General features: G+C 74.2%; 23 protein-coding genes and 1 pseudogene. 15 read left to right on the top strand and 9 right to left on the bottom strand.

What is annotated here, in order from left to right; genetic code table 11:
* Positions 1-31 precede the first annotated feature (31 nt).
* The 6 genes from ABTY40_RS13735 (at position 32) to ABTY40_RS13760 (ending at position 6,378) form a co-directional block, all read left to right on the top strand.
* Complete coding sequence (locus ABTY40_RS13735) at positions 32-481, top strand: DUF3017 domain-containing protein (protein WP_386332305.1); 450 nt, start codon at positions 32-34, stop codon at positions 479-481.
* 241 nt (positions 482-722) lie between these two features.
* The gene (locus ABTY40_RS13740; protein WP_352059672.1) at positions 723-1,841 is read left to right on the top strand and encodes a DUF2690 domain-containing protein; all 1,119 of its coding nucleotides are present in this window, start codon (positions 723-725) and stop codon (positions 1,839-1,841) included.
* 221 nt (positions 1,842-2,062) lie between these two features.
* The gene (locus tag ABTY40_RS13745; RefSeq protein WP_352059673.1) at positions 2,063-3,052 is read left to right on the top strand and encodes a malate dehydrogenase; all 990 of its coding nucleotides are present in this window, start codon (positions 2,063-2,065) and stop codon (positions 3,050-3,052) included.
* A gap of 147 nt (positions 3,053-3,199) precedes the next feature.
* Entirely contained in the window at positions 3,200-5,017 is a 1,818-nt protein-coding gene (locus tag ABTY40_RS13750) for an AbeC-like domain-containing protein (protein WP_352059674.1), read from the top strand.
* Positions 5,010-5,390, top strand: coding sequence for a hypothetical protein (locus tag ABTY40_RS13755; protein WP_352059675.1), 381 nt, complete (start codon positions 5,010-5,012; stop codon positions 5,388-5,390). The genes ABTY40_RS13750 and ABTY40_RS13755 overlap by 8 nt, the downstream gene beginning before the upstream one ends.
* Positions 5,391-5,721: 331 nt before the next feature.
* Entirely contained in the window at positions 5,722-6,378 is a 657-nt protein-coding gene (locus ABTY40_RS13760) for a serine/threonine kinase C-terminal domain-containing protein (RefSeq protein ID WP_352059676.1), read from the top strand.
* A gap of 15 nt (positions 6,379-6,393) precedes the next feature.
* Here ABTY40_RS13760 and ABTY40_RS13765 read toward each other — a convergent pair whose 3' ends face one another.
* Positions 6,394-7,182 carry an isocitrate lyase/PEP mutase family protein gene (locus ABTY40_RS13765; protein ID WP_352059677.1) on the bottom strand — a complete coding sequence of 263 codons (789 nt, stop codon included), beginning with the start codon at positions 7,180-7,182 and terminating at the stop codon, positions 6,394-6,396.
* Positions 7,179-7,703 (bottom strand): carboxymuconolactone decarboxylase family protein, encoded by a 525-nt coding sequence (locus ABTY40_RS13770; protein ID WP_352059678.1) that lies wholly within the window; start codon positions 7,701-7,703, stop codon positions 7,179-7,181. Before ABTY40_RS13770 ends, ABTY40_RS13765 begins: the two co-directional genes overlap by 4 nt.
* 47 nt (positions 7,704-7,750) lie before the next feature.
* Here ABTY40_RS13770 and pdxR point away from each other — a divergent pair, with 47 nt between their 5' ends.
* The 3 genes from pdxR to ABTY40_RS13785 all read left to right on the top strand — a co-directional run bounded on the left by pdxR (position 7,751) and on the right by ABTY40_RS13785 (position 10,874).
* Entirely contained in the window at positions 7,751-9,226 is a 1,476-nt protein-coding gene (gene pdxR / locus ABTY40_RS13775; RefSeq protein WP_352059679.1) for a MocR-like pyridoxine biosynthesis transcription factor PdxR, read from the top strand.
* A gap of 155 nt (positions 9,227-9,381) precedes the next feature.
* Positions 9,382-9,675: a hypothetical protein gene (locus ABTY40_RS13780; protein WP_345278459.1), complete on the top strand. Its 294-nt coding sequence runs from the start codon at positions 9,382-9,384 to the stop codon at positions 9,673-9,675.
* A gap of 14 nt (positions 9,676-9,689) precedes the next feature.
* Entirely contained in the window at positions 9,690-10,874 is a 1,185-nt protein-coding gene (locus ABTY40_RS13785; RefSeq protein WP_352059680.1) for a glutathionylspermidine synthase family protein, read from the top strand.
* A gap of 122 nt (positions 10,875-10,996) precedes the next feature.
* On the opposite strand, the gene rocD is transcribed toward ABTY40_RS13785, so the two are convergent.
* Entirely contained in the window at positions 10,997-12,208 is a 1,212-nt protein-coding gene (rocD, locus tag ABTY40_RS13790) for an ornithine--oxo-acid transaminase (protein WP_352059681.1), read from the bottom strand.
* 329 nt (positions 12,209-12,537) lie between these two features.
* On the opposite strand from rocD, the gene trpS reads away from it, so the two are divergent.
* Positions 12,538-13,551, top strand: a complete 1,014-nt coding sequence (gene trpS, locus ABTY40_RS13795; RefSeq protein WP_352059682.1) for a tryptophan--tRNA ligase — start codon at positions 12,538-12,540, stop codon at positions 13,549-13,551.
* A 94-nt stretch (positions 13,552-13,645) separates the two neighbouring features.
* The gene (locus ABTY40_RS13800; protein ID WP_352059683.1) at positions 13,646-14,239 is read left to right on the top strand and encodes a 2'-5' RNA ligase family protein; all 594 of its coding nucleotides are present in this window, start codon (positions 13,646-13,648) and stop codon (positions 14,237-14,239) included.
* A 28-nt stretch (positions 14,240-14,267) separates the two neighbouring features.
* Here ABTY40_RS13800 and dprE2 read toward each other — a convergent pair whose 3' ends face one another.
* Both dprE2 and dprE1 read right to left on the bottom strand, forming a co-directional pair.
* Positions 14,268-15,026 carry a decaprenylphospho-beta-D-erythro-pentofuranosid-2-ulose 2-reductase gene (gene dprE2, locus ABTY40_RS13805; RefSeq protein WP_352059684.1) on the bottom strand — a complete coding sequence of 253 codons (759 nt, stop codon included), beginning with the start codon at positions 15,024-15,026 and terminating at the stop codon, positions 14,268-14,270.
* Positions 15,027-15,197: 171 nt separating this feature from the next.
* The gene (dprE1, locus tag ABTY40_RS13810) at positions 15,198-16,595 is read right to left on the bottom strand and encodes an FAD-binding oxidoreductase (RefSeq protein ID WP_352059685.1); all 1,398 of its coding nucleotides are present in this window, start codon (positions 16,593-16,595) and stop codon (positions 15,198-15,200) included.
* A 188-nt stretch (positions 16,596-16,783) separates the two neighbouring features.
* Between dprE1 and ABTY40_RS13815 the strand changes: the two genes are divergently transcribed.
* Positions 16,784-17,725: a YihY/virulence factor BrkB family protein gene (locus tag ABTY40_RS13815; RefSeq protein WP_352059686.1), complete on the top strand. Its 942-nt coding sequence runs from the start codon at positions 16,784-16,786 to the stop codon at positions 17,723-17,725.
* On the opposite strand, the gene ABTY40_RS13820 is transcribed toward ABTY40_RS13815, so the two are convergent.
* A complete protein-coding gene (locus ABTY40_RS13820) occupies positions 17,643-18,917 on the bottom strand; it encodes a D-alanyl-D-alanine carboxypeptidase family protein (protein WP_502990571.1) in 1,275 nt (424 codons plus the stop codon). The genes ABTY40_RS13815 and ABTY40_RS13820 overlap by 83 nt on opposite strands.
* Before the next feature lie 109 nt (positions 18,918-19,026).
* On the opposite strand from ABTY40_RS13820, the gene ABTY40_RS13825 reads away from it, so the two are divergent.
* The 3 genes and pseudogenes from ABTY40_RS13825 to ABTY40_RS13835 all read left to right on the top strand — a co-directional run bounded on the left by ABTY40_RS13825 (position 19,027) and on the right by ABTY40_RS13835 (position 22,366).
* Positions 19,027-19,293 carry an SCO4848 family membrane protein gene (locus ABTY40_RS13825; protein ID WP_345278450.1) on the top strand — a complete coding sequence of 89 codons (267 nt, stop codon included), beginning with the start codon at positions 19,027-19,029 and terminating at the stop codon, positions 19,291-19,293.
* A gap of 27 nt (positions 19,294-19,320) precedes the next feature.
* Positions 19,321-20,596 (top strand): annotated as a pseudogene (locus tag ABTY40_RS13830) (metallophosphoesterase).
* 216 nt (positions 20,597-20,812) lie between these two features.
* Entirely contained in the window at positions 20,813-22,366 is a 1,554-nt protein-coding gene (locus tag ABTY40_RS13835; RefSeq protein ID WP_352059688.1) for an ABC transporter substrate-binding protein, read from the top strand.
* A 75-nt stretch (positions 22,367-22,441) separates the two neighbouring features.
* On the opposite strand, the gene ABTY40_RS13840 is transcribed toward ABTY40_RS13835, so the two are convergent.
* The 3 genes from ABTY40_RS13840 to ABTY40_RS13850 are packed head-to-tail and all read right to left on the bottom strand — an operon-like array spanning position 22,442 to position 24,138.
* Positions 22,442-23,194 carry a TetR/AcrR family transcriptional regulator gene (locus ABTY40_RS13840; RefSeq protein WP_352059689.1) on the bottom strand — a complete coding sequence of 251 codons (753 nt, stop codon included), beginning with the start codon at positions 23,192-23,194 and terminating at the stop codon, positions 22,442-22,444.
* 10 nt (positions 23,195-23,204) lie between these two features.
* Positions 23,205-23,681 (bottom strand): thiol-disulfide oxidoreductase DCC family protein, encoded by a 477-nt coding sequence (locus tag ABTY40_RS13845; protein WP_352059690.1) that lies wholly within the window; start codon positions 23,679-23,681, stop codon positions 23,205-23,207.
* Between the two features lie 13 nt (positions 23,682-23,694).
* Positions 23,695-24,138 (bottom strand): hypothetical protein, encoded by a 444-nt coding sequence (locus ABTY40_RS13850; protein ID WP_352059691.1) that lies wholly within the window; start codon positions 24,136-24,138, stop codon positions 23,695-23,697.
* Between the last annotated feature and the right edge of the window lie 93 nt (positions 24,139-24,231).

Consider the following 24,231-nt stretch of genomic DNA (forward strand, 5'->3'; position numbering starts at 1 on the left):
GGAGGCGGCGGACCCGGTGAAGGGCTCCCCGGTGTCCACCCCCGCCCCCACGGGCCCCGCCGCCGGCGGCTCCGGGCGTGGCTTCACGCGGCCGAAGCCGACCGTCGTCACCGAGGGCACCTCGCGGCCCGAGGGCGGCGGACGGGCGGCCTCCGGCGACGCGCCGGCGCCGGCCCGGCAGTGGCCGCTGCTCACCGTCCTCGGTCTGACGGCGCTCGGCCTGCTCGTGGTGGGGACCGACCCCTTCCCGCAGTCCTTCCGGGTGGGCGCGATCCTCGTCGGAGGCGCGCTCCTCACCGGTGCCGGGTTGCGCAGGGCGCTGCCCTCGGTCGGGATGCTGGCCGTCCGGTCGCGCTTCACCGACATGTTCACGTACGGGGTGCTCGGCACCCTCATCGTGCTGCTCGCGCTCATGGTGCAGCCGGGCCCCTGGCTGCGGATCCCGTTCCTGGAGGACGTCCTCCATCTGACCGTGACGTAGAGCGCCAAGCACACGGCGGTGCCCGCCCTCTCCCCCGTGGGAGGGCGGGCACCGCCGCGTGATCAAGGGTCATGTACTCGCCAAGCGGCTTCAAGCGCCGTCGGCGCGCTGTGGCACGGAAGTGACCATTCCGCTATGTTCCGCGCCGCCGGAACCGCCGGAGCGGCTGCTCCGTACCGGCCGCGCCGCGCCCCCGGACCTGCCATCCTGCGGGGAGGCAGGGGAACGAAGGGGAGCTCACATGCCCGGTTGGAAGCCGCTTCCTGAGGAACTGGCCCCGGAGATCCGCGCGTTCACGGAGCGGATGCGGCGGTCGATCGACCGCAGCGGCCTCGGTGTCCTCGCCGTCGCCGAACGGACCGGCCACGACCGGGCCACCTGGGAGGCGTACCTCCGCGCCGACCGCCCGGTGCCCCGGAGCGCCGTCCTGGCCCTCGCCGACGTGACCGGCGCGGACGCCGGCGCCCTCGCGGCGGACGCCGAACACGCCGAACGTGCCTGGCGGCGCGCGGGAACCGGCGCCACGCCGGGACCCGGCCCGGACGCCGAGGACGGCCGGGGTACGCGTCCGGCGCCGGCGCCCCCCGTCGCGTACCGGCCGGCGACCCAAGCCCGGGCGGTCCCCGACGGAGCCTCCGCCTTCCGCGACGACGGCGACGGCGGCGGTGACCCCGGTGGTGGCGGCCAGGACCACACCCTGCGGATCCGCCGCGTCGACGGAGACCTCCCGCTCACCCCCGCTCCCGGCACCGGCACCGCCCGCCGGGCCGGCGGCCCGCCCCGTACCCCCGTCACCCACGCCGTGCCACCGCCCCGGGACCGGTCCCCCGTCCGTACCCCCCTGACCCGCTCCCGCGCCGCGCTCCTTCACGCCGCGGGGATCGTCGGCGCGGGACTCGTCGTCACCGCCGCGCTGCTCCTCGTCGACCTCGGCGGCGGGGGCGCCGACGACGGGCGGGCGGCCACCGCGCCGCCCACCCGTGCCACCACCCCGCCCCCCACCGTCGTCACCCCGCTCCCCGCCGGAGCCACCTGCGCGGGACCGAGCTGTTCCGGGCAGGACCCGGAGGCCCTGGGCTGCGGCGGCCCCCTCGCCACCACCGTCGCGCGCACCACGGTCGGCGGCGCCCGGGTCGAGGTCCGGCACAGCCCCGCCTGCCGGGCCGCCTGGGCCCGCATCAGCGGCGCGGCGCCCGGGGACACCGTCACCGTCGAGGCCGCCGGCGTCACCCGGCGCGCCACGCTCCCGGCCGGCACCGACACCGACGCCTACACCCCGATGGTTCCGGTCGCCGCGGGCGGCGAGGCCCGCGCCTGCGCCGCGCTCGCCGACGGACGCGCCGGCTGCACCCCCGGCTGACGGCCCGGCGGACGCACCGGCCGCGCCCGGGGCCTGACGCGCCGACACCCCGCGGAAGGGTGGCAGTGAGCCGCACCACAAGGGGGTGGGGGTTCGGGGGGGCCCGGGTCGGATAGCCTGACCGCTGGATATCTCTTCACATCGAGACACCGATCGATCAGAGAGCCGTCCGACACCAGGGGCAGGGACCCCCCACCGCCAGCTGTCTTACGGAGATCGCCATGACCCGCACTCCCGTGAATGTCACCGTGACCGGCGCGGCCGGCCAGATCGGCTACGCGCTGCTGTTCCGCATCGCCTCGGGCCACCTGCTCGGCGCGGACGTGCCGGTCAAGCTGCGCCTCCTCGAGATCCCGCAGGGCGTGAAGGCCGCCGAGGGCACCGCCATGGAGCTCGACGACTGCGCGTTCCCGCTGCTCAAGGGCATCGACATCTTCGACGACCCGAACAAGGGCTTCGAGGGCGCCAACATCGCGCTGCTCGTCGGCGCCCGCCCCCGCACCAAGGGCATGGAGCGCGGCGACCTGCTCTCCGCCAACGGCGGCATCTTCAAGCCGCAGGGCAAGGCCATCAACGACCACGCCGCGGACGACATCAAGGTCCTCGTCGTCGGCAACCCGGCCAACACCAACGCCCTGATCGCCCAGGCCGCCGCGCCGGACGTCCCGGCCGAGCGCTTCACCGCCATGACGCGCCTGGACCACAACCGCGCGATCTCGCAGCTGGCCGCCAAGACCGGTGCCTCCGTCGAGGACATCAAGCGCCTCACCATCTGGGGCAACCACTCCGCCACCCAGTACCCGGACATCTTCCACGCGGAGATCGCCGGCAAGAACGCCGCCGAGGTCGTGGGCGACCAGGCGTGGGTGGCCGACACCTTCATCCCGACCGTCGCCAAGCGCGGCGCCGCGATCATCGAGGCCCGGGGCGCGTCCTCCGCCGCCTCCGCCGCCAACGCCGCCATCGACCACGTCCACACGTGGGTCAACGGCACCGCCGAGGGCGACTGGACCTCGATGGGCATCCCGTCGGACGGTTCCTACGGCGTTCCCGAGGGCCTCATCTCCTCCTTCCCCGTCACCTGCAAGGACGGGAAGTACGAGATCGTCCAGGGCCTGGAGATCAACGACTTCTCCCGCGAGCGCATCGACGCCTCCGTCGCCGAGCTGGCCGAGGAGCGCGACGCCGTGCGCGAGCTGGGTCTCCTCTGACCCTCACCCTGCGCCCCAGCACCCCCGGCCACCAGGCCGGGGGTGCTTTTTTCGGGCCGACACCGGGCACCGGCCTCCCCTATGCTGGCCCCTCCGGTCCGGCCAACACCGGCCGGGAACCAGTCCGTTCACGACATCGGGGGAGTCTTGACGCAGGCCTCCGTTCCCCATCAGCCGCCCGGGCCCCCCGGGCCGTCCGCACCACCGCCCCCACCGCCTCCGGGGCCCGGCACCGCGCCGCCCGCCACCGACGCGCGCCGGTCGCCCTCCGCCAGCGAGGCGACCCGGCTGCTCTGCGCCGGCACCTACCTCGACGACGGCTTCCGGGACGCCGTCATCGACCAGCTGTACGTCCACGAGGAGCGCTTCGCCGCGCCCTCCCTCGGCTACGACGCGAGCCGTGTCCTCGCCCACGCCCTGCGCGCCCGGCGCGTCGAACTCGCCTGGGCCGCCGGCATCCTCGCCCTCTGGATCGTCGCCTTCCCGCTCACCAAGGGCCTGGTGCTGCTCCTCGTCCTGCCCCTGCTGCTCCTCGGCCTCGCCCGCTGGATCCGCGGCCGGGCCGCCCGGGTGCCCCTCGTCCGCGCCCTCCCCGCCCTCCTCCTGCGCTGGTACGCGCGGCTGGCGCTCGCCCAGTCCTTCGTCCTCCTCCTCGTCCTCGCCCTCGCGGGCGACGAGGGCCGCTACGAGTTCTTCGACGCCACCGAGGAACTCTGGGAACTCCTCGGCACCGTCGGCCTCGGATTCGGCGCCGCCTTCGGCGCGTCGCCCGCGGAGCTGTGGAGCGTCGGAAAGCTGGAGGTGTGGATCACCCTCGCCCTGCCGTTCCTGATCGCCTGGGCGGTGGCCACCCAGCGCGGCCAGTTCGCCCGCGCGCTCACCGAGGAACTGTCCCGGGACCACTTCGCCGACCTGCGCGCCGACCCGGCCGAGCAGGCCGAGGGGGCCCGCTTCCGCCGCCTGCGGGACCGGATCCGCGCCGAGCAGCACGCCCCCCTCGTCCTGTACGACACCGAGTGGCCGTTCCGCGGCGCCGGCCAGCCGTACGAGCCGTGGTCGCTCTCCATCGAGCTGCGCCCCCGCGAGGGCCTCGGCGACACGGCGCCCGAACCGCTCGACAACAGCGCGGTGCTGCGCCACGTCGTCCCGTACGTCGCCGCCCTGCGCGAGCCGTCCCCGCACGGCTCGCCGGCGGCCCGGGCGGCCTCCCGGGACCGGCTGCGCGAGCTGGAGATCGACGAGGTCGTCTTCCTGCCCGCCGACGGCCTGACGGACCGGGCCACCGCCCCGTACACCGCCGCCGCGTTCGAGGCGCACCGGGCGGGCGCCGTCGAGGAGGGCGGCGAGGCCCGCCGCCACTTCCTGCGCGTCCGCGTCGGCGGCTGGGGCGAGGAGGTCGTCACGACCGTCTTCGTCCGGGTCCACACGCAGGGCGGCATGCTGATGCTGGAGGTCGCCCCGCACGTCCTGCGGCCGGTGAAGCGCCTGTACCGCGAGGCGGACCGGATCGCCCACCGCTACCGGTACAACCACCGCTTCGGCAGGGCCGTCTGGGCGCTCGGGCAGACCCCGCGCTCGGCCGGGCAGGCGCTCGTCACCCTCGCCCGCGCGCTCGGACACCTGTGGCGGGTCGCCACGGCGGGCCACGAGCACGCCCTGCCCGAGGGGCCGTACGCCTCGGTGCGCGAGCTCGGCTCGGACGACGAGGCCTCCCTTTTCCAGGAGATGGACGTCAGCCGTTACCTCAAGAGCATCCAGGACCGGGTGGCCAACGGCGTGACCGCCGCACTGCGCGAGGCCGGGTACGAGACCGCCGAATTCGAGCAGAAGATCATCCAGGTCGCGGAGGGCGGCACCTTCATCGAGAACACGCGGGGGAACGTGACCATCGGCGACCGCAACACCGTCACCAACAAGACCTTCACCACCACCCATACCACGAGGCCCGGAGGCGACCGTGGCTGAACAGGACAGGCCCGCGACCCGCGGCATCAACATCAGCAACGCGCACGGCAACGTCAGCGTCGGCGACAACAACCAGGTCTCGTACACCGTGCACGGGGCGGGGGCCGCCGCCCGCGACCCGCTCCAGGAGGAGCTGCTCACGGCGATCCGCGCGCTCCGCGCCGACCTCGGCCGTCTCGTCGCGACCGACGAGACCACCGTCCTCGAAGCCGAACTGGCCGACGCCGAGGACGAGATCGAGGGCACCGGCGCCGCCGGCCGGCCCCGCCTCGCCCGGCTCCGCCTCGCCCTGACCGACGCCGGTGCCGTGACCGGCATCCTCGCCTCGGGCGTGGCCGTCGGCCAGGCGGTCGGCGCCCTGCTCGGCGGGTGAGCCCGCCGTGACGGCCCGCTGGAACGACGAGACGCAGCGCTGGGAGAGCCCCGGTGACGGGCCGGGGCGGCCCACGGAACCCGCGGGGGACCCGGCGCCCGGCCCCGCGCCGCTCCCTGTGCCTCCGCCCGCGCCCCTTCCCGTGTTTCCGCCTTCGCCCGCGCCCGGTACGGGACCGGGCGCCGGCCCCGTACCCCCGTGGCCCGACGCCCCGGCGGCGCCCCCGGGCTCGCCCGTGTTCGATCCGGTGAGCGGGCGGTGGGAGAACGCCGGGTCGCCCGCGCGGACGGCGTCGCGGCTGCCCGGGAGGGTGCCCCGGCGCACGGTGGTCGTGGCCGCGGCCGTCGGCGCGGTCCTGGTCGCGGGCGCCCTCGGGAGCCGGCTGTTCCCCGGCGATGACGGCGGGGAGCCCGTGGCGGGCGAGCCGCATCCTTCCGTCTCGGCACCGGTGACCGCCGAGCCGGAACCGTCCACGGCACCGCCCTCGGAGACGTCCTCGGCCCCCACGCCGACGGTCATGCCGACCGGGACCGAGCCCCCGGCCGGCTACCGGACCGTCGACGACACCGGCGGCTTCACGATCGCGGTCCCCGAGGGCTGGGACCGCACCGAGTCCGACCAGGGCGTCTTCTACAACGCCCCCGACGGACAGAGCCTCCTGCAGGTCTTCGTGGTCCGGGAGCCCGGCCTGACGCCGTACGAGGCCCTGAGCGGGGTCTCCGCCGACGGCCGCGCCAACAAGCCCGGCTACGAGGAGACCGGCCCCCGCCGGGTCGGCGGCGAACCGGACGCCCCGGCGGACGCCGCCGAGCTGGTGTACGCCTACGACCGCCCGGACGGCACCCGCCGCAAGGTCGTCGACCGCGCCTTCACGGCGCCCGACGGCACCCACTACGCCGTCCTGGTCGCGGGGCCGGACACCGACTGGCCCCGGCAGCGCGAGCACCTGCGCGTCGCCCTGCGGTTCTTCCGGCCCGGCACGTCCTGACCCGGCCCGGGGCCCTCAGCCCGTGAGGTGCCCCGCCCGGAGCTCCGCCGCCAGGTCCGCGAGACCGCCGACCGCGCGGAGCAGCAGGGCGTTGCCGAAGGTGAGACGGTCGGCGCCGAGGCGGCCGAGTTCGGCGAAGGACGGGCCGCCCGGGACGGCCAGGGCGTTCAGGGACAGGTTCCCGAGGACGCTGCGGAGGGCCGGCAGGTCGGACGGCGGGGCGCCGATGGGGTACACGCAGTCCGCGCCCGCCGCCGCGTAGAGCCGGGCCCGGGCGAGGGCCTCCCCGGCCGGATCCGGGCCCCCGCGGAGATAGGCGTCGACGCGCGCGTTGACGAACAGCTCCGGGCCGGCCGCTTCCCGCACCCGTGCCAGCCACTCCGCGTGCGCCCCGGCGTCCTTGAGGCCGCCGGTCGCCCGGTCGGTGTCCTCCAGGTTGACCCCGACGGCACCGGACTGCCGTACCCGCTCGACCAGTTCGGCGGGCGGGAGGCCGTACCCGCCCTCCAGGTCCGCCGTGACGGGTACGGAGACGGAGCGGACGATCCGGGCCACGGCCGCGAACATCTCGCCGGGCGGCGTCGCCCCGTCCTCGTACCCGAGCGAGGCGGCGATCCCGGCGCTCGGCGTGGCCAGGGCCGGGAAACCGGCCGCCTCGAAGGCGCGAGCGCTGGCCGCGTCCCACGGGCCCGGCAGGACGAGGGGATCGTGCGCGCGCCGGCCGCGGTGCAGGTCCCGCAGGAGCCGCGCCCGCTCCGCCGCCCCGGCCCGGGTCCCCGTCCCGGTGACGCCCGGCGGTGTCATGAGGCGGTGCGGGGGGTGTAGTGGCCGGCGACCATGCGGGTGGTGACGCCGATCCGGTTCCAGGCGTTGATGGCGATGACGCCGGCGAGGAGCCGGGCCAGCTCCGTCTCCTCGAAGTGCCGCGCGGCCTCCTCGTACACCGCGTCCGGCACGAATCCGTCGGTGAGGACGGTGACGGCCTCGGTCAGGGCGAGGGCGGCGAGCTCCCGCTCGGTGTAGAAGTGCCGGGACTCCTCCCAGGCGGAGAGCTGGACGATCCGCTCGACGGTCTCGCCCTCCGCGAGCGCGTCCTTGCTGTGCATGTCGATGCAGAAGGCGCAGCGGTTGATCTGCGAGGCCCGGATCTTGACCAGGTGGTGGAGGGTGGGGTCGAGGTCCTTCGCGGCGGCCGTCTCCAGGCGGAGCATCGCCCGGTAGAAGTCCGGGACGAGCTCGGCGAAGGCCATCCGGGGCGAGTGCTCGTGCGCGTGCCCGGCGGTCGGGGTGCCGGAGTGCTGCCGTGTGTCCGTCGTGGTGGTCATGTTCCTCACCGTACGGGCGGGATGGCGCAGGGGTATGGTCCATTTCCATGGCGAACGACCGGGCCACTTTCGGGGCCGACCTCCACCTGGAACTGCGCGGCACCCGGCTGCGGGCCGGCCTCATGGACGCGCTGCGGGAGGCGGTCCGCAGCGGCCGTCTGGAGGCGGGCACCCGGCTGCCGTCCTCGCGGTCCCTCGCCGCCGACCTCGGCATCGCCCGGAACACCGTCGCCGACGCGTACGCCGAACTCGTCGCCGAGGGCTGGCTCACCGCCCGGCAGGGCTCCGGCACCCGGGTCGCCCCCCGCACCGCGCCCCGCCCCCCGGCCCCGCCCTCCACCGCCCCGGCCATCCCGGCGGCCGCCCGGACGCGGCACCCCGCCCGCCCCGACCGCCCCCTGCACAACCTGAAGGCCGGCACCCCCGACCTCGCCTCCTTCCCCCGCGCCGAGTGGCTCAAGGCCTACCGCCGGGCCCTGACCGCCGCCCCCAACGAGGCCTTCGGGTACGGCGACCCGCGCGGGCGCGCCGAACTGCGCACCGTCCTCGCCGAGTACCTCGCCCGCGCCCGCGGCGTGCACGCCCGGTCCGAACGGATCGTGATCTGCGCGGGGTTCGTCCACGGGCTGACCCTGATCGGCCAGGTGCTACGGGCCGGAGGCGTACGGGAGGCGGCGGTGGAGTCGTACGGGCTCGGGCTCCACGCCGACCTCCTCACGCGCGCCGGCCTCGCGACCCGGGCGCTGCCCCACGACGCGCGCGGCACGCGCGTGGAGTCGCTGACGGACGACCCGGCCTTCCGCGCGGCCGGCGCCGTCCTGATGACGGCCGCCCACCAGTTCCCGCTGGGCGGGGCCCTGCCGCCCGACCGGCGGGCCGCCGTCGTCGACTGGGCGCGCGCCACCGGCGGCGTCGTCCTGGAGGACGACTACGACGGCGAGTTCCGCTACGACCGCCAGCCGGTGGGGGCCCTTCAGCAGCTCGACCCCGAACGGGTCGTGTATCTGGGCACCGCCAGCAAGTCCCTGGCGCCGGGGCTGCGGCTGGCGTGGATGGTGCTGCCCGAGCGGCTGCTCGACGCCGTGGTGGCCGAGAAGGGAGCGGTGGACTGGGTGTCCAGCGCGACCGACCAGCTCGCCTTCGCGGAGTTCCTGCGTTCGGGGGCGTACGACCGGCACGTACGCGCCATGCGGCTGCGCTACCGGCGGCGCCGGGACCAGCTCGTGGAGGCGGTCGCGGCCCACGCGCCGCACACCCGCGTCGGGGGCATCGCGGCCGGTCTCCACGCCGTCCTCGCCCTGCCGCCGGGCACCGAGCAGGAGGTGCTGCGCGCCGCCGCCTGGCAGGGGCTCGCCGTCCAGGGCGTCGACCAGTTCCGCCGCCCCTCCGTCGCTCCCGCCCTGGACGGCCTGGTCGTCGGCTACGCCACTCCGCCCGACAGCGGCTGGCAGGCCGCGCTACGGGCCCTCTGCCGGATCCTGCCGCAGGACCCGGGCCCGGTCCCCGCCCCGCCGGCACCGTGACGGCCCGGCGCCCCCGCAACGGCGCCCGGCCCCGTCCGGCCCGGGGCCGAACCGTCGCGTTCGGTACGGAACGACTCCGTGGCGTGCGGCCGGAAAGCACCGGCCTACACTGTGCGGTCGCGACGGTCGCGACCGCGAAGGGGAGGGCGACGGACATGCGGAGGCTGAGGTCGAGCACGGTGGTGCTCGGCGGGATGGGTGTGCTCGCGGCGACGATCACCGCGTGCGGATCCGAACCGGACCGGCGGTGCGTGGACCCGCTGACGCGCGAGGAACTGCCCTCGTACGAGTGCCGGAGCGGCAGGGACGACGACGGCAGCGGCAGCACCGCCCGCGGCCAGTACTACTACGGCGGCTCCGTCCGCGACCGCACGGTGAGCGGGGGCAGCTTCGACAAGAAGGCCGTCGACACCGGCGGTTTCGGCTGCTCGGGCTCCGGCGGCGGCTGAGGAGGGCCCGGCCCATGGAACGGCACACCATCGACCCCCGGCCCGACTGGCAGCGGATCGTGGAGGAACAGGGGGTCGTCTACCCCCTGACCCGCTACCCGGACGGTTCGCTGCGCCCCTACTGGGACGAGAGCGCCTACTACAGCTTCTCCCTGCCCGAGGTGGAGGCGCTGGAGGAGGTCGTCGAGGAGCTGCACGCGCTCTGCCTGGAGGCGGCGGCGCACATCGTCGAGAAGGACCGTTTCGCCGAGCTCGGCATCACCGACCCCCGGGTCGCGTCCCGCGTCGCCGAGTCCTGGCGCCGCCGGGCCGAACTGCCCTCGCTGTACGGCCGGTTCGACCTGCGCTACGACGGGCGCGGCGGCCCGGCGAAGATGCTGGAGTACAACGCCGACACCCCCACCTCCCTGGTGGAGGCGGCCAGCCCGCAGTGGTTCTGGATGGAGGAGCGGTTCCCCGGCGCCGACCAGTGGAACTCGCTCCACGAGCGGCTCGTCGACGCCTGGAAGCGGCAGGCGCACCTGCTGCCGCCCGGCCCCGTGCACTTCGCCCACTCCGACGGCGACGAGCTCGGCGAGGACCTGATGACGGTCGCGTACCTGCGCGAGACCGCGCAGCAGGCCGGGCTCGCCACCGAGGCGCTCTCCGTCGAGCGGATCGGCTGGGACCGGCTCTCCCGCCGCTTCGTGGACGACCGGCTGCGGTTCATCCGCAGCTGTTTCAAGCTCTACCCGTGGGAGTGGCTGACCACCGACCGCTTCGGCCCGTACGTCCTCGACACCCTCGACAACGGCGGCGGCACCGGCACCACCTGCTGGATCGAGCCCGCGTGGAAGATGCTCCTCTCCAACAAGGCGCTCCTGGCGATCCTGTGGGAGCTCAACCCGGGGCACCCGAACCTGCTGGCCGCCTACCTCGACGGTCCGCGGGAACTCGCCGCGACCACCGGCTGGGCCGCCAAGCCGCTCCTCGGCCGTGAGGGTGCGGGCGTGACCCTGCACGAGGCCGGCGGCACGCCCGTCGTACGCGACGAACCCTGCTGCTACCAGGAGCTGGCCCCGCTGCCCGACTTCGACGGCAACCGGGTGGTGCTCGGCGCGTGGGTCGTCGAGAACGAGGCGGCGGGGCTCGGCATCCGAGAGTCGGCGGGGCTCGTCACGGACGAGTACGCCCGCTTCCTGCCGCACGTCATCCTCTGACCGGGGCGACCGGCGGCAGCCGGCCGGTTCCCGCCGGACCGTTCGCGAGCGCGCGCGAACGGTCCTCGACGGTCAGGGCCGATCAAGGCCGGCCAGTCACGGTCAGCGACGGCCGGACACGGTCAGGAAGCGTCGGCCAGCACCGCGCGCAGCTGCTCCAGCCCCCAGTCCAGGTCCTCCTTCGAGATCACCAGCGGCGGCGCGAGCCGGATCGTCGAACCGTGCGTGTCCTTCACGAGCACGCCCCGCTCCATCAGCCGCTCGGAGATCTCCCGGCCCGTCCCCCGGGACGGCACGATGTCCACCCCGGCCCACAGACCCCGCCCGCGCACCGCCTCCACCGCACCGCCGCCCACGAGCAGCCCCAGCTCCGCGTGGAGGTGCTCGCCCAGCTCGGCCGCCCGCTCCTGGTACTCGCCCGTCCGCAGCAGGGCGATCACCTCCAGGGCCACCGCGCAGGCCAGAGGGTTCCCGCCGAAGGTCGACCCGTGCTCACCCGGCCGGAACACCCCGAGCACCGAACGGTCCGCGACCACCGCCGACACCGGCACCACACCACCGCCCAGCGCCTTCCCCAGGATGTACACGTCGGGCACCACGCCCTCGTGCTCGCAGGCGAACGTCCGCCCGGTGCGGCCCAGCCCCGACTGGATCTCGTCCGCCATGAACAGCACGTTCCGCCGGGCGGTCAGCTCGCGCACCCCGCGCAGATAGCCCGCCGGCGGCACCAGCACCCCGGCCTCGCCCTGGATCGGCTCCAGGAGCACCGCCACCGTGTTCTCGGTGACCGCCGCGTCCAGCGCCGTCAGGTCCCCGTACGGCACGATCTCGAAGCCCGGCGTGTACGGACCGTAGTGGTCCCGCGCCTCGTGGTCCGTCGAGAAGCTGACGATCGTCGTCGTCCGGCCGTGGAAGTTGTTCGCCGCCACGACGATCTTCGCGTGCCCGTCCGGCACGCCCTTCACCTCGTACCCCCACTTGCGCGCGGTCTTCACGGCCGTCTCGACCGCCTCCGCGCCCGTGTTCATCGGCAGCACCGCCTCCTTGCCGCACAGCTCGGCCAGGCGGGCGCAGAACTCCGCGAACCGGTCGTGGTGGAAGGCCCGGGAGGTGAGCGTCACCCGGTCCAGCTGCGCCTTCGCCGCCCCGATCAGCCGGGGGTTGCCGTGCCCGAAGTTCAGCGCCGAGTAGCCGGCGAGCATGTCGAGGTAGCGGCGGCCCTCGACATCGGTCATCCAGGCGCCGTCCGCCGAGGCGACGACGACCGGAAGGGGGTGGTAGTTGTGAGCGCTGTGCGCCTCCGCGGAAGCGATCGCGTTGTGCGTCCTCGACACGGGATCTCCGTTCGTCCTGCGGCACGGGGAGTGGTGTGGCCCCCTTCATATCGTCGGTCTCGCGCCGGACGAAGAAACCTCCCGTGACGGCGCGCCCGCTTCCGCGCGCCCCCGCGCCGCGGCCGGCGGACGCGGAAGCGGCCCCGGAGGAGCCGCACGCGCCCCTCTGTGGACTGTGTTCCTCGTCTCATCACCCGCCGGCCGCGAGGCCCCCGGCCGGAACGGCGCGCCGCCCCGAACCGGCCCCGCCGGCGGGACCCCGCCGGGAGGACCGGCCGCACCGCACCGGCCGCACGGGATCGGTTCCGACACCTGAGAGAATGATGTGCATGGCCTCTGACAGTCCCCGTGTGCTCTCCGGAATCCAGCCCACCGCAGGCTCGTTCCACCTCGGCAACTACCTCGGCGCCGTCCGCCAGTGGGTCGCCCTCCAGGAGACCCACGACGCCTTCTACATGGTCGTCGACCTCCACGCGATCACGGTTCCGCAGGACCCCGCCGAGCTCCGCGCCAACACCCGGCTCGCCGTCGCCCAGCTGCTCGCCGCCGGCCTCGACCCGGAGCGCTGCACCCTCTTCGTCCAGAGCCACGTCCCCGAGCACGCCCAGCTCGGCTGGGTCATGAACTGCCTCACCGGCTTCGGCGAGGCCTCCCGCATGACCCAGTTCAAGGACAAGTCCGCCAAGCAGGGCGCCGACCGCGCCACCGTCGGCCTCTTCACGTACCCGATCCTCCAGGTCGCCGACATCCTCCTCTACCAGGCCCACCAGGTCCCGGTCGGCGAGGACCAGCGCCAGCACATCGAGCTCACCCGCGACCTCGCCGAGCGCTTCAACGGCCGCTTCGGCGAGACCTTCACGATCCCCGAGCCGTACATCCTCAAGGAGACGGCGAAGATCTACGACCTCCAGGACCCGGCGGTCAAGATGAGCAAGTCGGCCTCCACGCCCAAGGGCCTCATCAACCTCCTGGACGACCCGAAGGTCACCGCGAAGAAGGTCAGGAGCGCCGTCACCGACACCGACACGGTCATCCGCTTCGACCCGGAGAACAAGGCCGGCGTCTCCAACCTCCTCGGCATCATGTCCACCCTCACCGGGACGTCGATCGCCGACCTGGAGAAGAGCTACGAGGGCAAGATGTACGGCGCGCTGAAGACCGACCTCGCCGAGGTGATGGTGGACTTCGTCACGCCCTTCCGGTCCCGCACCCAGGAATACCTGGACGACCCGGAGACGCTGGACTCGATCCTGGCCAAGGGCGCCGAGAAGGCGCGCGCCGTCGCCGCCGAGACGCTGGCGCAGGCCTACGACCGGCTGGGCTTCCTGCCCGCCAAGCACTGAGTCCGGGGACCCTGGCCACGAGGGTGGTGCAGGCCGCACACTGGCGGCGGCACCACCACCGCACACGACGCGACGGATGACGGAGGAGAACGACGTGGGGACCGTAACGCTCGGCGTTTCGATCGCGGTCCCGGAGCCCTACGGCAGCCTGCTCCAGGAGCGGCGCGCGGGCTTCGGGGATCCCGCCGCGCACGCCATTCCCACCCACGTCACGCTCGTCCCGCCCACGGAGGCCACGGAGGACCGGCTGCCGGAGATCGGGGCGCACCTCGCGGGTGTCGCCGCCGGCTGCCGGCCGTTCACCGTGCGCCTCCGGGGCACCGGCACCTTCCGCCCGCTCTCCCCGGTCGTCTTCGTCCAGCTCGTCGAGGGCGCCGGCGCCTGCGACCGGCTCCAGCGGCTGATCCGGGACGAGACCGGGCCGCTCGTCCGCGAGCTCCAGTTCCCGTACCACCCGCACGTCACCGTCGCCCACGGCATCTCCGAGGCGGGGATGGACCGGGCGTACGAGGAGCTCGCCGGGTACGAGGCCGCCTGGACCTGCCGCTCCTTCGCCCTGTACGAGCAGGGCACGGACGGCGTGTGGCGCAAGCTGTGCGACTACGAGTTCGGCAACGGCCGCCCCGCCACCGCCGTCCCGGCCCAGGGCGGCAGCCCGCTCGACTCCCCGGCGCCCACCCACACGTAGCCGGTACGGGGCGCGGGCCGCGCGCCCCTCACACCGGCAGGCGCCGGAAGAGCGGCCGCGGCACGTGCCGCAGCGCCGAGCCCACCATCCGCAGCGCCCCCGGCACCCACACCGTCTCCGAGCGGCGCCGCAGCCCCAGCTCGATCGCCCCCGCGACCGCCTCCGGCGTGGTCGCGAACGGCTCCGCCGCCCGCGCGCCCCCCGCCCCGCCGCGCCGCACGGGCCCCGGCCGTACCACCATGACGTGCACCCCCGTCCCGTACAGCGCGTCGCCCAGCCCCTGCGCGAACACGTCGAGCCCCGCCTTCGACGAGCCGTAGATGAAATCGGCCCGCCGCGCCCGCTCCGCCGCCACCGAGGACAGCACCACGAGCGAACCGTGCCCCTGCGCCTGCAGCGCGCCCGCGCACACCAGACCGGCCGAGACGGCACCCGTGTAGTTCGTCTGCGCCACCCGCACGGCCGCCCCCGGATCGGACTCGTCCCGCGCCTGGTCACCGAGGACCCCGAAGGCAAGCAGCACCAGGTCCACGTCCCCCGCCGCGAAGACCGCGCCCAGCCGCTCCTCGTGCGAGGCGGTGTCGAGCGCGTCGAACGGCACGGTCCGCACCTCCGCGCCCAGCGGCCGCAGCGAAGCGGCCGCCGCCGACAGCGCGGGGGAGGGACGGCCCGCGAGCAGGACCGTACGGGTCCGGCGTGCGATCAGCCGCCGGGCCGTCGCGAGCCCGATCGCGGACGTGCCGCCGAGCACGAGCAGGGACTGGGGAGCGCCGAAGGCGTCCTTCACGGTGAACTCCTAGGGGGTGTCTTGTCGATCAGGCCGGGTCAGGGAGCGGCGTCTGGTGCCGTGGACCGCAAGGCGGAGGAGGGAGTCCATGCGGAGCATCGGCGACCGACGACAACGCGGCGGGGCGCGGTGCCAGGCGTCGCGAGCCCGGCAAGATCGGCGAGACACCCCCTAGAGGGCGAGACGGCGGGACAGGTCGGAGCGGAGCACGGCCCCCGGGTCGAGCGCGGAGCGCAGGGCGCGGAAGTCGGCGAGCCGTGGGTACATCGCCGCCACCGCCCCCGGCCGGACCCGCGAGTCGGCGGCGAGCTGCACCCGGCCGCCCGCGCCGAGGACCTCCTCGTCGAGCGCGTCGAGGAAGGCCGGGAGGCCCGGGAGGCCGGCCGGCAGGTCGAGCCCCAGCGACCAGCCGGGCAGCGGATAGGAGAGCCAGCCGGGCCCGGCCTCCCCGAACCGGGTGAGGACGGCCGGGAGCGCGGGGAACCGGCGCGCCGCGATCCGTCGCACGATCCGGCACAGCGTCTCCTCCTGCCCGTACGGGACGGCGCAGCGGTACGGGACGAAGCCCCCGGGCCCGTACAGCCGGTTCCCGTGCGGCAGCGCGTCCAGCGGGTGCAGGACGGCGGACAGCGGCCGGAGACGGCCCGTGGAGCGGCGGGGCGCGGCGCGGTACCGGAGGGCGCCCGCGAGCCCCAGGGCCGTCCGGCCGAGCAGGCCGCCGGGGACGTACGGCGGCGGCGCGGGCAGCGTCACGGGCCGGAAGGCGAGCGGGGCGCGGCGGGCCGGGTGCCGGCGGGGCAGCGCCGCGTACGGGGCGTGCCGGGCGCGGATCAGGACGGCCCGGCCCGTGGCGGCGCCCCGGGCGAGCGGGTCGATGCGGGCGATCTCGTACGCGGGCGGGGCGCCGGCCACCTCCCGGCCGGGCGGCGCGCCGGCGAGCCGGGCCATCAGCTCGTCCAGGTCGCGCACGCGCTCGGTGTCCACGCTCAGCAGCGAGGTCTGGACGCGCAGGAGGCGCAGGGTCACCGTGAGGACGATCCCGGTCAGCCCGAGGCCTCCGGTGGTGGCGTCGAAGAGGGGCGTGCCGGGCAGCGCCGTCCGGACCTCCCCGTCGGGTGTGAGCAGGTCCAACGCGGTGACGTGCCGGGCGAAGGACCCCGCCCCCGGATGGTTGGCGCCGTGGACGTCGGTGGCGACGGCCCCGCCGGCGGTGACGTACCGGGTGGCGGGGGTGACGGGCAGGAAGAAGCCGCGCGGCAGCAGGGCCGTCATCAGCCGGTGCAGGCTGATCCCGGCCTCGCACACGACGAGCCCGGCGGCGGCGTCGAAGGCGAGGATCCGGGCGAGGCCGGTCATGTCCAGGACGGTGCCGCCCGCGTTCTGGGCGGCGTCGCCGTAGGCCCGGCCGAGCCCGCGGGCGAGCGCGCCGCGCGGATCCCCGGCGCGCAGGGCCGCGGCCACCTCGGCCGAGCCGCGGGGCCGCCGCACGCGCGCGAGGGTGGGGGAGGTGCGGGCCCACCCGCTGATCGGTACGCAGTCGTCGTCCAGGACGCGGGTCTCGACAGCCATGAAGGTGACCGTATCGCCGCTTCTCCCCCTTATGCCGGTATTGCGCCCCACGTCCCCGGGATGTCGGCCGGACCACCGTGACCCACCCCACGGCCCCCGCCGCGGCCACGCCGGTCCGGGTCCGTGAGCGGCGGCGGGGAAGTCTCGTACCGTCGACCCACCGACGGAACGAGGAGCGCGCGCACGACATGGACTGGCTGACCGGACTCCCCGTCATCGGCCCCTGGGTCACCCGCCTCACGCGGACCCACGCCTGGCACTCGTACGAGACCCTCGACCGGGCCCACTGGACGCGGCTGGCCGCCGCGATCACCTTCCTCTCCTTCCTCGCCCTCTTCCCGCTGATCACCGTCGGCGCCGCGATCGGCGCCTCGCTCCTCACCGACGACCAGCTCGACCGCATCCAGCGGAAGATCGCCGAGCAGGTGCCCGGCATCTCCGACCAGCTCGACATCGACGCGCTCGTCGCCAACGCCGGCACCGTCGGCCTCGTCGCCGGCGCCCTCCTCCTCTTCACCGGCATCGGCTGGATCGGCTCCATGCGGGACTGCCTGCGCGCCGTCTGGGACCTCGACGACGTCGACGAGGGCAACCCGGTCGTCCGCAAGGGCAAGGACACGGTCATCCTCCTCGGCCTCGGCGGCGTCGTCCTCGGCTCGCTCGCCGCCTCCTGGCTCGGCTCCGCCGCCGTCGGCTGGACCGCCGACCGGATCGGCATCTCCGGCGGCGGCGCGGGCGGTGTCCTGCTCCACACCGCCGCGGTGCTCGTCGCCGTGGTCGCGAACTTCCTGATCCTGCTCTACGTCCTGACCCTGCTGCCCGGCGTCGAACCCGCCCGCAAGGACCTCGTCGTCGCCGCGCTCATCGGCGCAGTCGGCTTCGAACTGCTGAAGCTGCTGCTCGGCGGCTACATGAGGGGCGTCGCGGCGAAGTCCATGTACGGGGCATTCGGGGTCCCGGTCGCCCTGATGCTCTGGATGAACCTCACCGCGAAACTCCTGCTGTTCTGCGCGGCCTGGACGGCCACGGACACGCGCGGCGACACCGCTACGGATTCACGTCCGGACCGGGAGGAGCCGTCCGGGGACGGCGCCGCGCCCCCGAAGCCGCCGTCGGCCAGCGGCGATTGACCAGGAAGACCGCCCCGGCGATCAGCACGAGCACCCCGCCCGCCACGGCGAGCGCGACCCCCGCCCCACCGGACCTCCCCTCCGTCGCGGCGGCCACGGCCGGCTTCGCCGCCGGGACCTCGTCGGCCGGCACCGTCACCTCCCGCGTGTCGCCGGTACGCGCCGACAGCGGCGGCACCAGCTCACCCACCGGCCGCACCTTGCCCGCCGCCGCGAAGCCCCAGTCGAGCAGCCGCGCGGCCTCCTTGTAGACCGCGTGCTGCTCCTTGGACGAGGGGTTCATGACGGTGACGAGCAGCACCCGGCCGTTGCGCTCGGCGACCCCGGTGAACGTGGCGCCCGCGTGCGTCGTGCTGCCGTTCTTGACCCCCGCGATGCCCTGGTAGGGCGCGACACCGAAGTCTCCGGTCAGCAGCCGGTTGGTGTTCTGGATCTCGAAGGTCTCGCGCTTCTTGCCCGGCTTCTGCTCGCCGGGGAACGCCGCCCGGGGCGTCGCCGCGTACGCGCGGAAGTCCGCGTTCTGCATGCCGCTGCGCGCGATCAGGGTCAGGTCGTACGCGGACGACACCTGCCCCTGGGCGTCGTAGCCGTCCGGGGTGACGACGCGGGTGTCGAGGGCCTGGAGCTCGACCGCGCGGGCGTTCATCTCCGCCACGGTCTTGCGCACCCCGCCGTTCATCTCGGAGAGGACGTGCACGGCGTCGTTCCCCGAACGCAGGAACACCCCCAGCCACAGGTCGTGCACCGAGTAGCTCTGCTTCTCCTTCAGCCCGACCAGGCTGGAACCGGCGCCGACGCCGGACAGCTCGGTCGAGGTCACCAGGTGCGTCCGGTTCTTCGCGATCTTCGGCAGCAGCGTGTCCGCGAACAGCATCTTCAGGGTGGACGCGGGCGCCAGCCGCCAGTGGGCGTTGTGCGCCGCGAGCACCTGTCCGTTCTCCGCGTCCGCCACGATCCACGACCGCCCCGACAGCTCCTTCGGCAGCACCGGCGCCCCGGCCCCCAGCCGCACCTGCGTGCCCGGCTTCCCGAGCAGCTCACCGCCGACCATCGACATCACGGCGGGCGGCTTGGGCTGCTTCTCCTTCTCGTCCTTGCCGGGCTTGCCGTCCGCGTGGGCGACGGGGGCGGTGACGAGGGGCAGCAGCAGGGCGGCACCGGCCACCCAGGCGAACTTTTTCGATGCAGACACGACCGAGAACGTACCGCCCCGCACCACCGATCCGAACCCCACGGGCCGCTTCCCCCACCCTCCTCCACCCGGACGCGGGGCGGGCGGAGCGGGCGGTGATACTGGGGTCATGAAGCTCAGCCGCCGCGTCTCCTGGTTCCTGCTCGCGTTCGGGGTGTGGAGCTGGTTCATCTGGGTCACTTTCGTCAAGAACCTGTGGAACGACGGGAGCGGTCTCGCCTTCGACGACGCGGGTGAGCCGACGGCCTACTTCTGGGTTCACCTGCTGCTCGCCGTGACGTCCTTTGTCTTGGGGACGGTGATCGGAGTGATCGGGTTGCGTGGGGTGCGCGCCGCGCGGCGCGAGGGCGGGGCGCCGTCCGCGAGCGGCCGGTAGCGGGCCGGGGGAGAGGGGGGTTCGGGCATGGGTGTCTTCGTGCTGGTTCTGGTCGTGGTCCTCGCGCTGCTCGGGGTGGTGCACCGGTATGTGTGGCAGCGTCTCGTACGGGACGTGACGGCGCCCGGCGGGCCGGCGCGGCGGATCGGAACGGCCCTCGTCGTCGTGCTGCCGCTGCTGTCGCTCGGGGCGCTGGTGTCGGCGCGGGCGGGTGCGCCCTTCTGGGTGCAGCGGGCCGTCGCCTGGCCCGGGGTTCCTGTGGCTCGCCCTGCTGCTGTACGTGGTCCTCGCCCTGGCCCTCGGCGAGGCCGTGCGGCCGCTGCTGCGCGCCTGGCTCGCCCGCAGGGCCGCCGCCGCGCCCCGGGCCGTACCGGAGCCGTCGCCCGCCCTCGTACCGGCGCACGCGCCCGGGCCCGGGGCGGCGGAGCCCGAGGTGCCGGTCGGGGAGGCCGGGCGGTCGGCGGACGCGGCCGGGGTGTCCCGGCGGCTGTTCGTGTCGCGGGTGGTCGGCGGGGCCGCCGCGGCCGTGGCCGCGGGGACGGTCGGGTACGGCACCTACGGTGTGCTGCGCGGGCCCCGGGTCAAGCGCGTCACCGTGCCGCTCGCCAAGGTGCCGCGCGCCGCGCACGGGTACCGGATCGCCGTCGTCTCCGACATCCACCTCGGTCCGATCCTCGGCCGCGCCCACACGCAGCGCATCGTGGACGCCATCAACTCCGCCCAGCCCGACCTGATCGCCGTCGTCGGTGACCTCGTGGACGGCACCGTGGAGAACCTCGGCTCCGCCGCCGAACCGCTCGCCCGGCTCCGGGCCCGGCACGGCTCCTTCTTCGTCACGGGCAACCACGAGTACTTCTCCGGCGCCGACGCCTGGGTCGACCACGTCCGCGACCTCGGCCTGCGCCCGCTGCGCAACGAGCGCGTCGAGATCGCCGCCGGTTTCGACCTGGCCGGCGTGGACGACGTGGCCGGTGAGAGCGAGGGCCGGGGCCCCGACTTCGTCCGCGCCCTCGGCGACCGCGACCGGGCGCGGGCCGCCGTGCTCCTGGCCCACCAGCCGATCGTCGTGCACGACGCCGTACGCCACGGCGTGGACCTCCAGCTCTCGGGCCACACGCACGGCGGACAGCTGTGGCCCGGCAACCACCTGGCCGAGCTCGCCAACCCGACCGTCGCCGGTCTGGAGCGCTACGGCGACACCCAGCTGTACGTCTCGCGGGGCGCCGGCGCCTGGGGGCCACCGGTCCGGGTCGGCGCGCCGTCCGACATCACGATCGTCGAAATCGCCTCGAAACAGGCCTGAAGGGGACGAGGAGGGGGCCGAAGCGGTACCGGTCACTCCTCGTCCAGGACCGTTGACGTGCTGCTCATCGACCCGAAGCCGCCCCATCCCGGACATATCCACAGGCTGTGAAGCTTTTCTCTTCCACTTGTGAAAGGCGTGTGATTGGGTGACGCCATTGCGGCGTGCCGGGGGGCCGCCGCGGTTGGGGTGGGTCGAAAAAAAGGAAGCACGGCAATGCGGTCGACGGTCCGTCTGCGGATCCTCATCACGTGTGGAGTTCTGGTGGCCGCCGGAGTGGGTGGCTGGCAACTCCTTCCGTCCGACGAAGCGCGGACGGACGCGATCTCCGTCGGAACGACGGACGAAGTGACCTCGCTCGACCCGGCCGGCGCCTACGACGCCGGCTCCTGGGCGATGTACAGCAACGTCTTCCAGTCCCTGCTGACCTTCAAGCCGGGCATCCCCACGCCCGTGCCGGACGCCGCCGAGAGCTGCGCCTTCGTGGGCTCGCGGCTCACCACGTACCGCTGCACGCTCCGCGACGACCTGACCTTCTCCAGCGGCCGCAAGGTGACCGCCGAGGACGTCAAGTACTCCTTCGAGCGGATGCTCCGGATCAAGGCCGACGTCGGCCCGAAGCCGCTCTTCCCGACCCTGAAGACCATCGTGGCCGACGGCCGCACCGTCACCTTCCACCTGAGCGGCCGCGACGCCACCTTCCCGCTGAAGGTGGCCACCGGCGCCGGTGCCATCGTCGACCGCGAGCGCTACCCGGCCGACCGGCTGCGCGCGGACCACGCGGTCGACGGCTCCGGCCCGTACGTCCTCAAGGAGTACAAGCCCGGCGAGTCCGCCCGCCTGGAGCCCAACCCGGCCTACCGGGGCGCCCTCGCCAGGACCGGCAGCCCGGTCCTCGTCCGCTACTACCGCACCTCGGAGCAGCTCGCCGAGGCCTGGAAGACCAAGCAGGTCCAGGTGACGCACCGGCAGCTGCCGCCGGACTTCATCTCCGACCTCGACACCAAGGACGGCACGCGGGTGACCGAGGCGGAGAGCCCCGAGACCCGGAACCTCAACTTCAACGTGCGGCCCGGCCGTCCGATGGCGAACAAGGCGGTGCGGCAGGCGATCGCCGCCGTCATCGACCGCCCGGAGCTCGCCACCGGCACGTACAAGGACACGGTCGAGCCGCTGTACTCCCTCATTCCGCAGGGCTTCCTCGGCCACAACACCGCCTTCTACGACGCCAACCCCGAGCCCAGTGCGGACAAGGCGAAGAAGATCCTGCGGGACGCCGGGGTCGAGACGCCGGTGACGTTCACCTTCGGCTACCGCGAGGGCACTCCGTACGACAAGGAGACCGCCGCCATCAAGGAGCAGCTGGAGGAGACCGGCCTCTTCAGGGTCAAGCTGGTCGAGGCGGACTGGCAGAGCTTCCAGAAGGCGTACGCCCGGGGCGCCTACGACGTGTACACGGTCGGCTGGCTGCCCGACTTCCCCGACTCCGACAGCTTCACCGCGCCGCTCGTCGGTACGGCGAACACGCTGCACAACGGCTTCTCCAGCAAGCGGATCGACGCGCTGATCGCCTCGACGCAGCAGTACGGCGACCGGGCCCGGGCGACCGGCGACTTCAAGGCCATCCAGACGGAGGTCGCCGCCGAGGTCCCGCTCGTCCCGCTGTGGCAGAAGAGGGACTACGTGCTCTCCACGGAGGAGGTCGCCGGTTCCCAGCTGCTGTCGGACGGCACGGGCATCTGGCGCCTGTGGGAACTGAAGTGGATCTGACGGGCTGAGCTCCGGGCCTCGGCCGCCGGCCCGGGCACGGCCCGGGAAGCCCGGCCCCCGGATGCCCGGCCCTTCTCAGTGCGACCGTTCACGCTGCTTCGCGGCGGTGCGCTTCGGCTTGCCCGAGGCGGCCATGCCGGCCGCCGTCGGCAGGAAGTCGGAGAGCAGTTCGTGGGTCTCCTTGACCAGCGGCCGCAGGACGCGGAAGCGGGAGAGGGAGATCGCGCGGGCGGTGACCGGCGCGAGCCGTTCGACCAGGCGCCGGCTGTTGGCGGCGCCCTCCGAGCGGTCGTAGACCCAGAACAGCACCAGGCCCATCTGCTGGAGCCACAGCAACCGGGGGAGGGCCTCGGCCAGTTCGGGATCCGGCTTGACGGAGGCGCCGGAGATCACCCGCCGGTGCACGTCGATCGCGGCCTCGCGCGGGCCTTCCGACTCGGGCGAGAACGGGCTCAGCGGGCTCTGCGGGTCGGCGGCGTTCTTGAAGAACTGGGCCGCGAACTCGTGGTACGGCTCCGCGATGTCGAGCCAGCCGAGCAGGACCCCCCGGATGCGTGCGGTGAGGTCCTTCTCGGGGCCGTTCAGGAGGGGTTCCACGGCCGCCTGGTGCTCCTCGGCGATCCGGTCGTAGAACCCCTGGACGAGGTGTTCCTTGGAGGAGAAGTAGTAGTAGGCGTTGCCCACGGAGACCCCGGCCTCCTGGGCGATGGCCCGCATCGTCGTCCGGTCGTAGCCGCGCTCCTTGAACAGCCGGAGCGCGGTTTCGAGGATGAGCGTGCGGGTCTGCTCGCTCTTGGGGGCCTTCTTCTCTTCCTTCGCGTCCTTCACGGTGCCGAGCCTAGCCGGGCGGCGCGGGCGCCTCGCAGCGCCCGGTCCCGCAGCCGTCCCCGGTGGGGTCCGCTCCGTGCGGTGCCGGCTCTCGGCCCTCCCCGGCCGGTCCCTTGAGGGCCTCCCGCCACCGGGCGGCGGTGAGAACGGCGGCCCGGGCGAAGGGCTGCCCGGCCGGGGTGGCGAGCCAGTGGGCCTTCGGGCGGTGCTCGGCAAGGGCCCAGAGGCAGACGATCCAGGCGGCCGACTCGCGGTAGACCTGCCCCCGGTCCCCGACCACCGTGATCTCCCGGAGGGTCGCGGCGTGGTCGAGGGCCGGGAACGTGCGCCGCGCCTGCTCCGAACCGGCCGGCACCAGGTCGAGCGGGACGAGCTGCCGCTGACGCAGCAGCCAGTGCCGGAGGTGGACGCAGAGCGGGCAGTCGGCGTCGTACAGGACGGTGAGCCGGCCGACCGGGGTGACCGGGCGAATGACGGGGGTCGTCATGGCGCGGCTCCGGTCAGGCGCGGGGCGCGGCCGGGGCGGGCGGGTTCCAGGGGCCGCCCCGGCCCGGGGTCGTCCAGCCCTGCGGGGCGACGGGCGGTACCTGCTCGCGTTCCATGACGCCCCGGCGGCGGATCTTGTTGAGGACGTAGACGTTGCCGAGGTGCATCACGCCCAGGACGAGGAGGACGACTCCGAGCTTGACGGAGAGGGCCTCGAAGAGGGCGCGGGCGTCGAGGACCGCGTCGTCCTGGCTGAGGTAGAGCGCGACGAAGCCGAAGTTGACGAGGTAGAAGCCGACCACGAGGAGGTGGTTGACGGCCTCCGCGAGCTTCTCGTTCCCGTGCAGCACGTCGGAGAGGAAGATCCTTCCGTTGCGGCTGAGGGTGCGGGCGACCCAGATGGTCAGAGCCACGCTGATCAGCAGGTAGACGATGTACGCGACGACAGTGAGGTCCATGCCCCACGCTCCCTTGAACGCGTTCAAATGCTGGCAGGCATGACTGTAGACCTCCTCTTGAACGTGTTCAAGTCCGGGGTGCGGCGGGGACGG

Source organism: Streptomyces sp. NPDC126503 (assembly GCF_040302405.1).
Lineage (GTDB): Bacteria > Actinomycetota > Actinomycetes > Streptomycetales > Streptomycetaceae > Streptomyces > Streptomyces gulbargensis.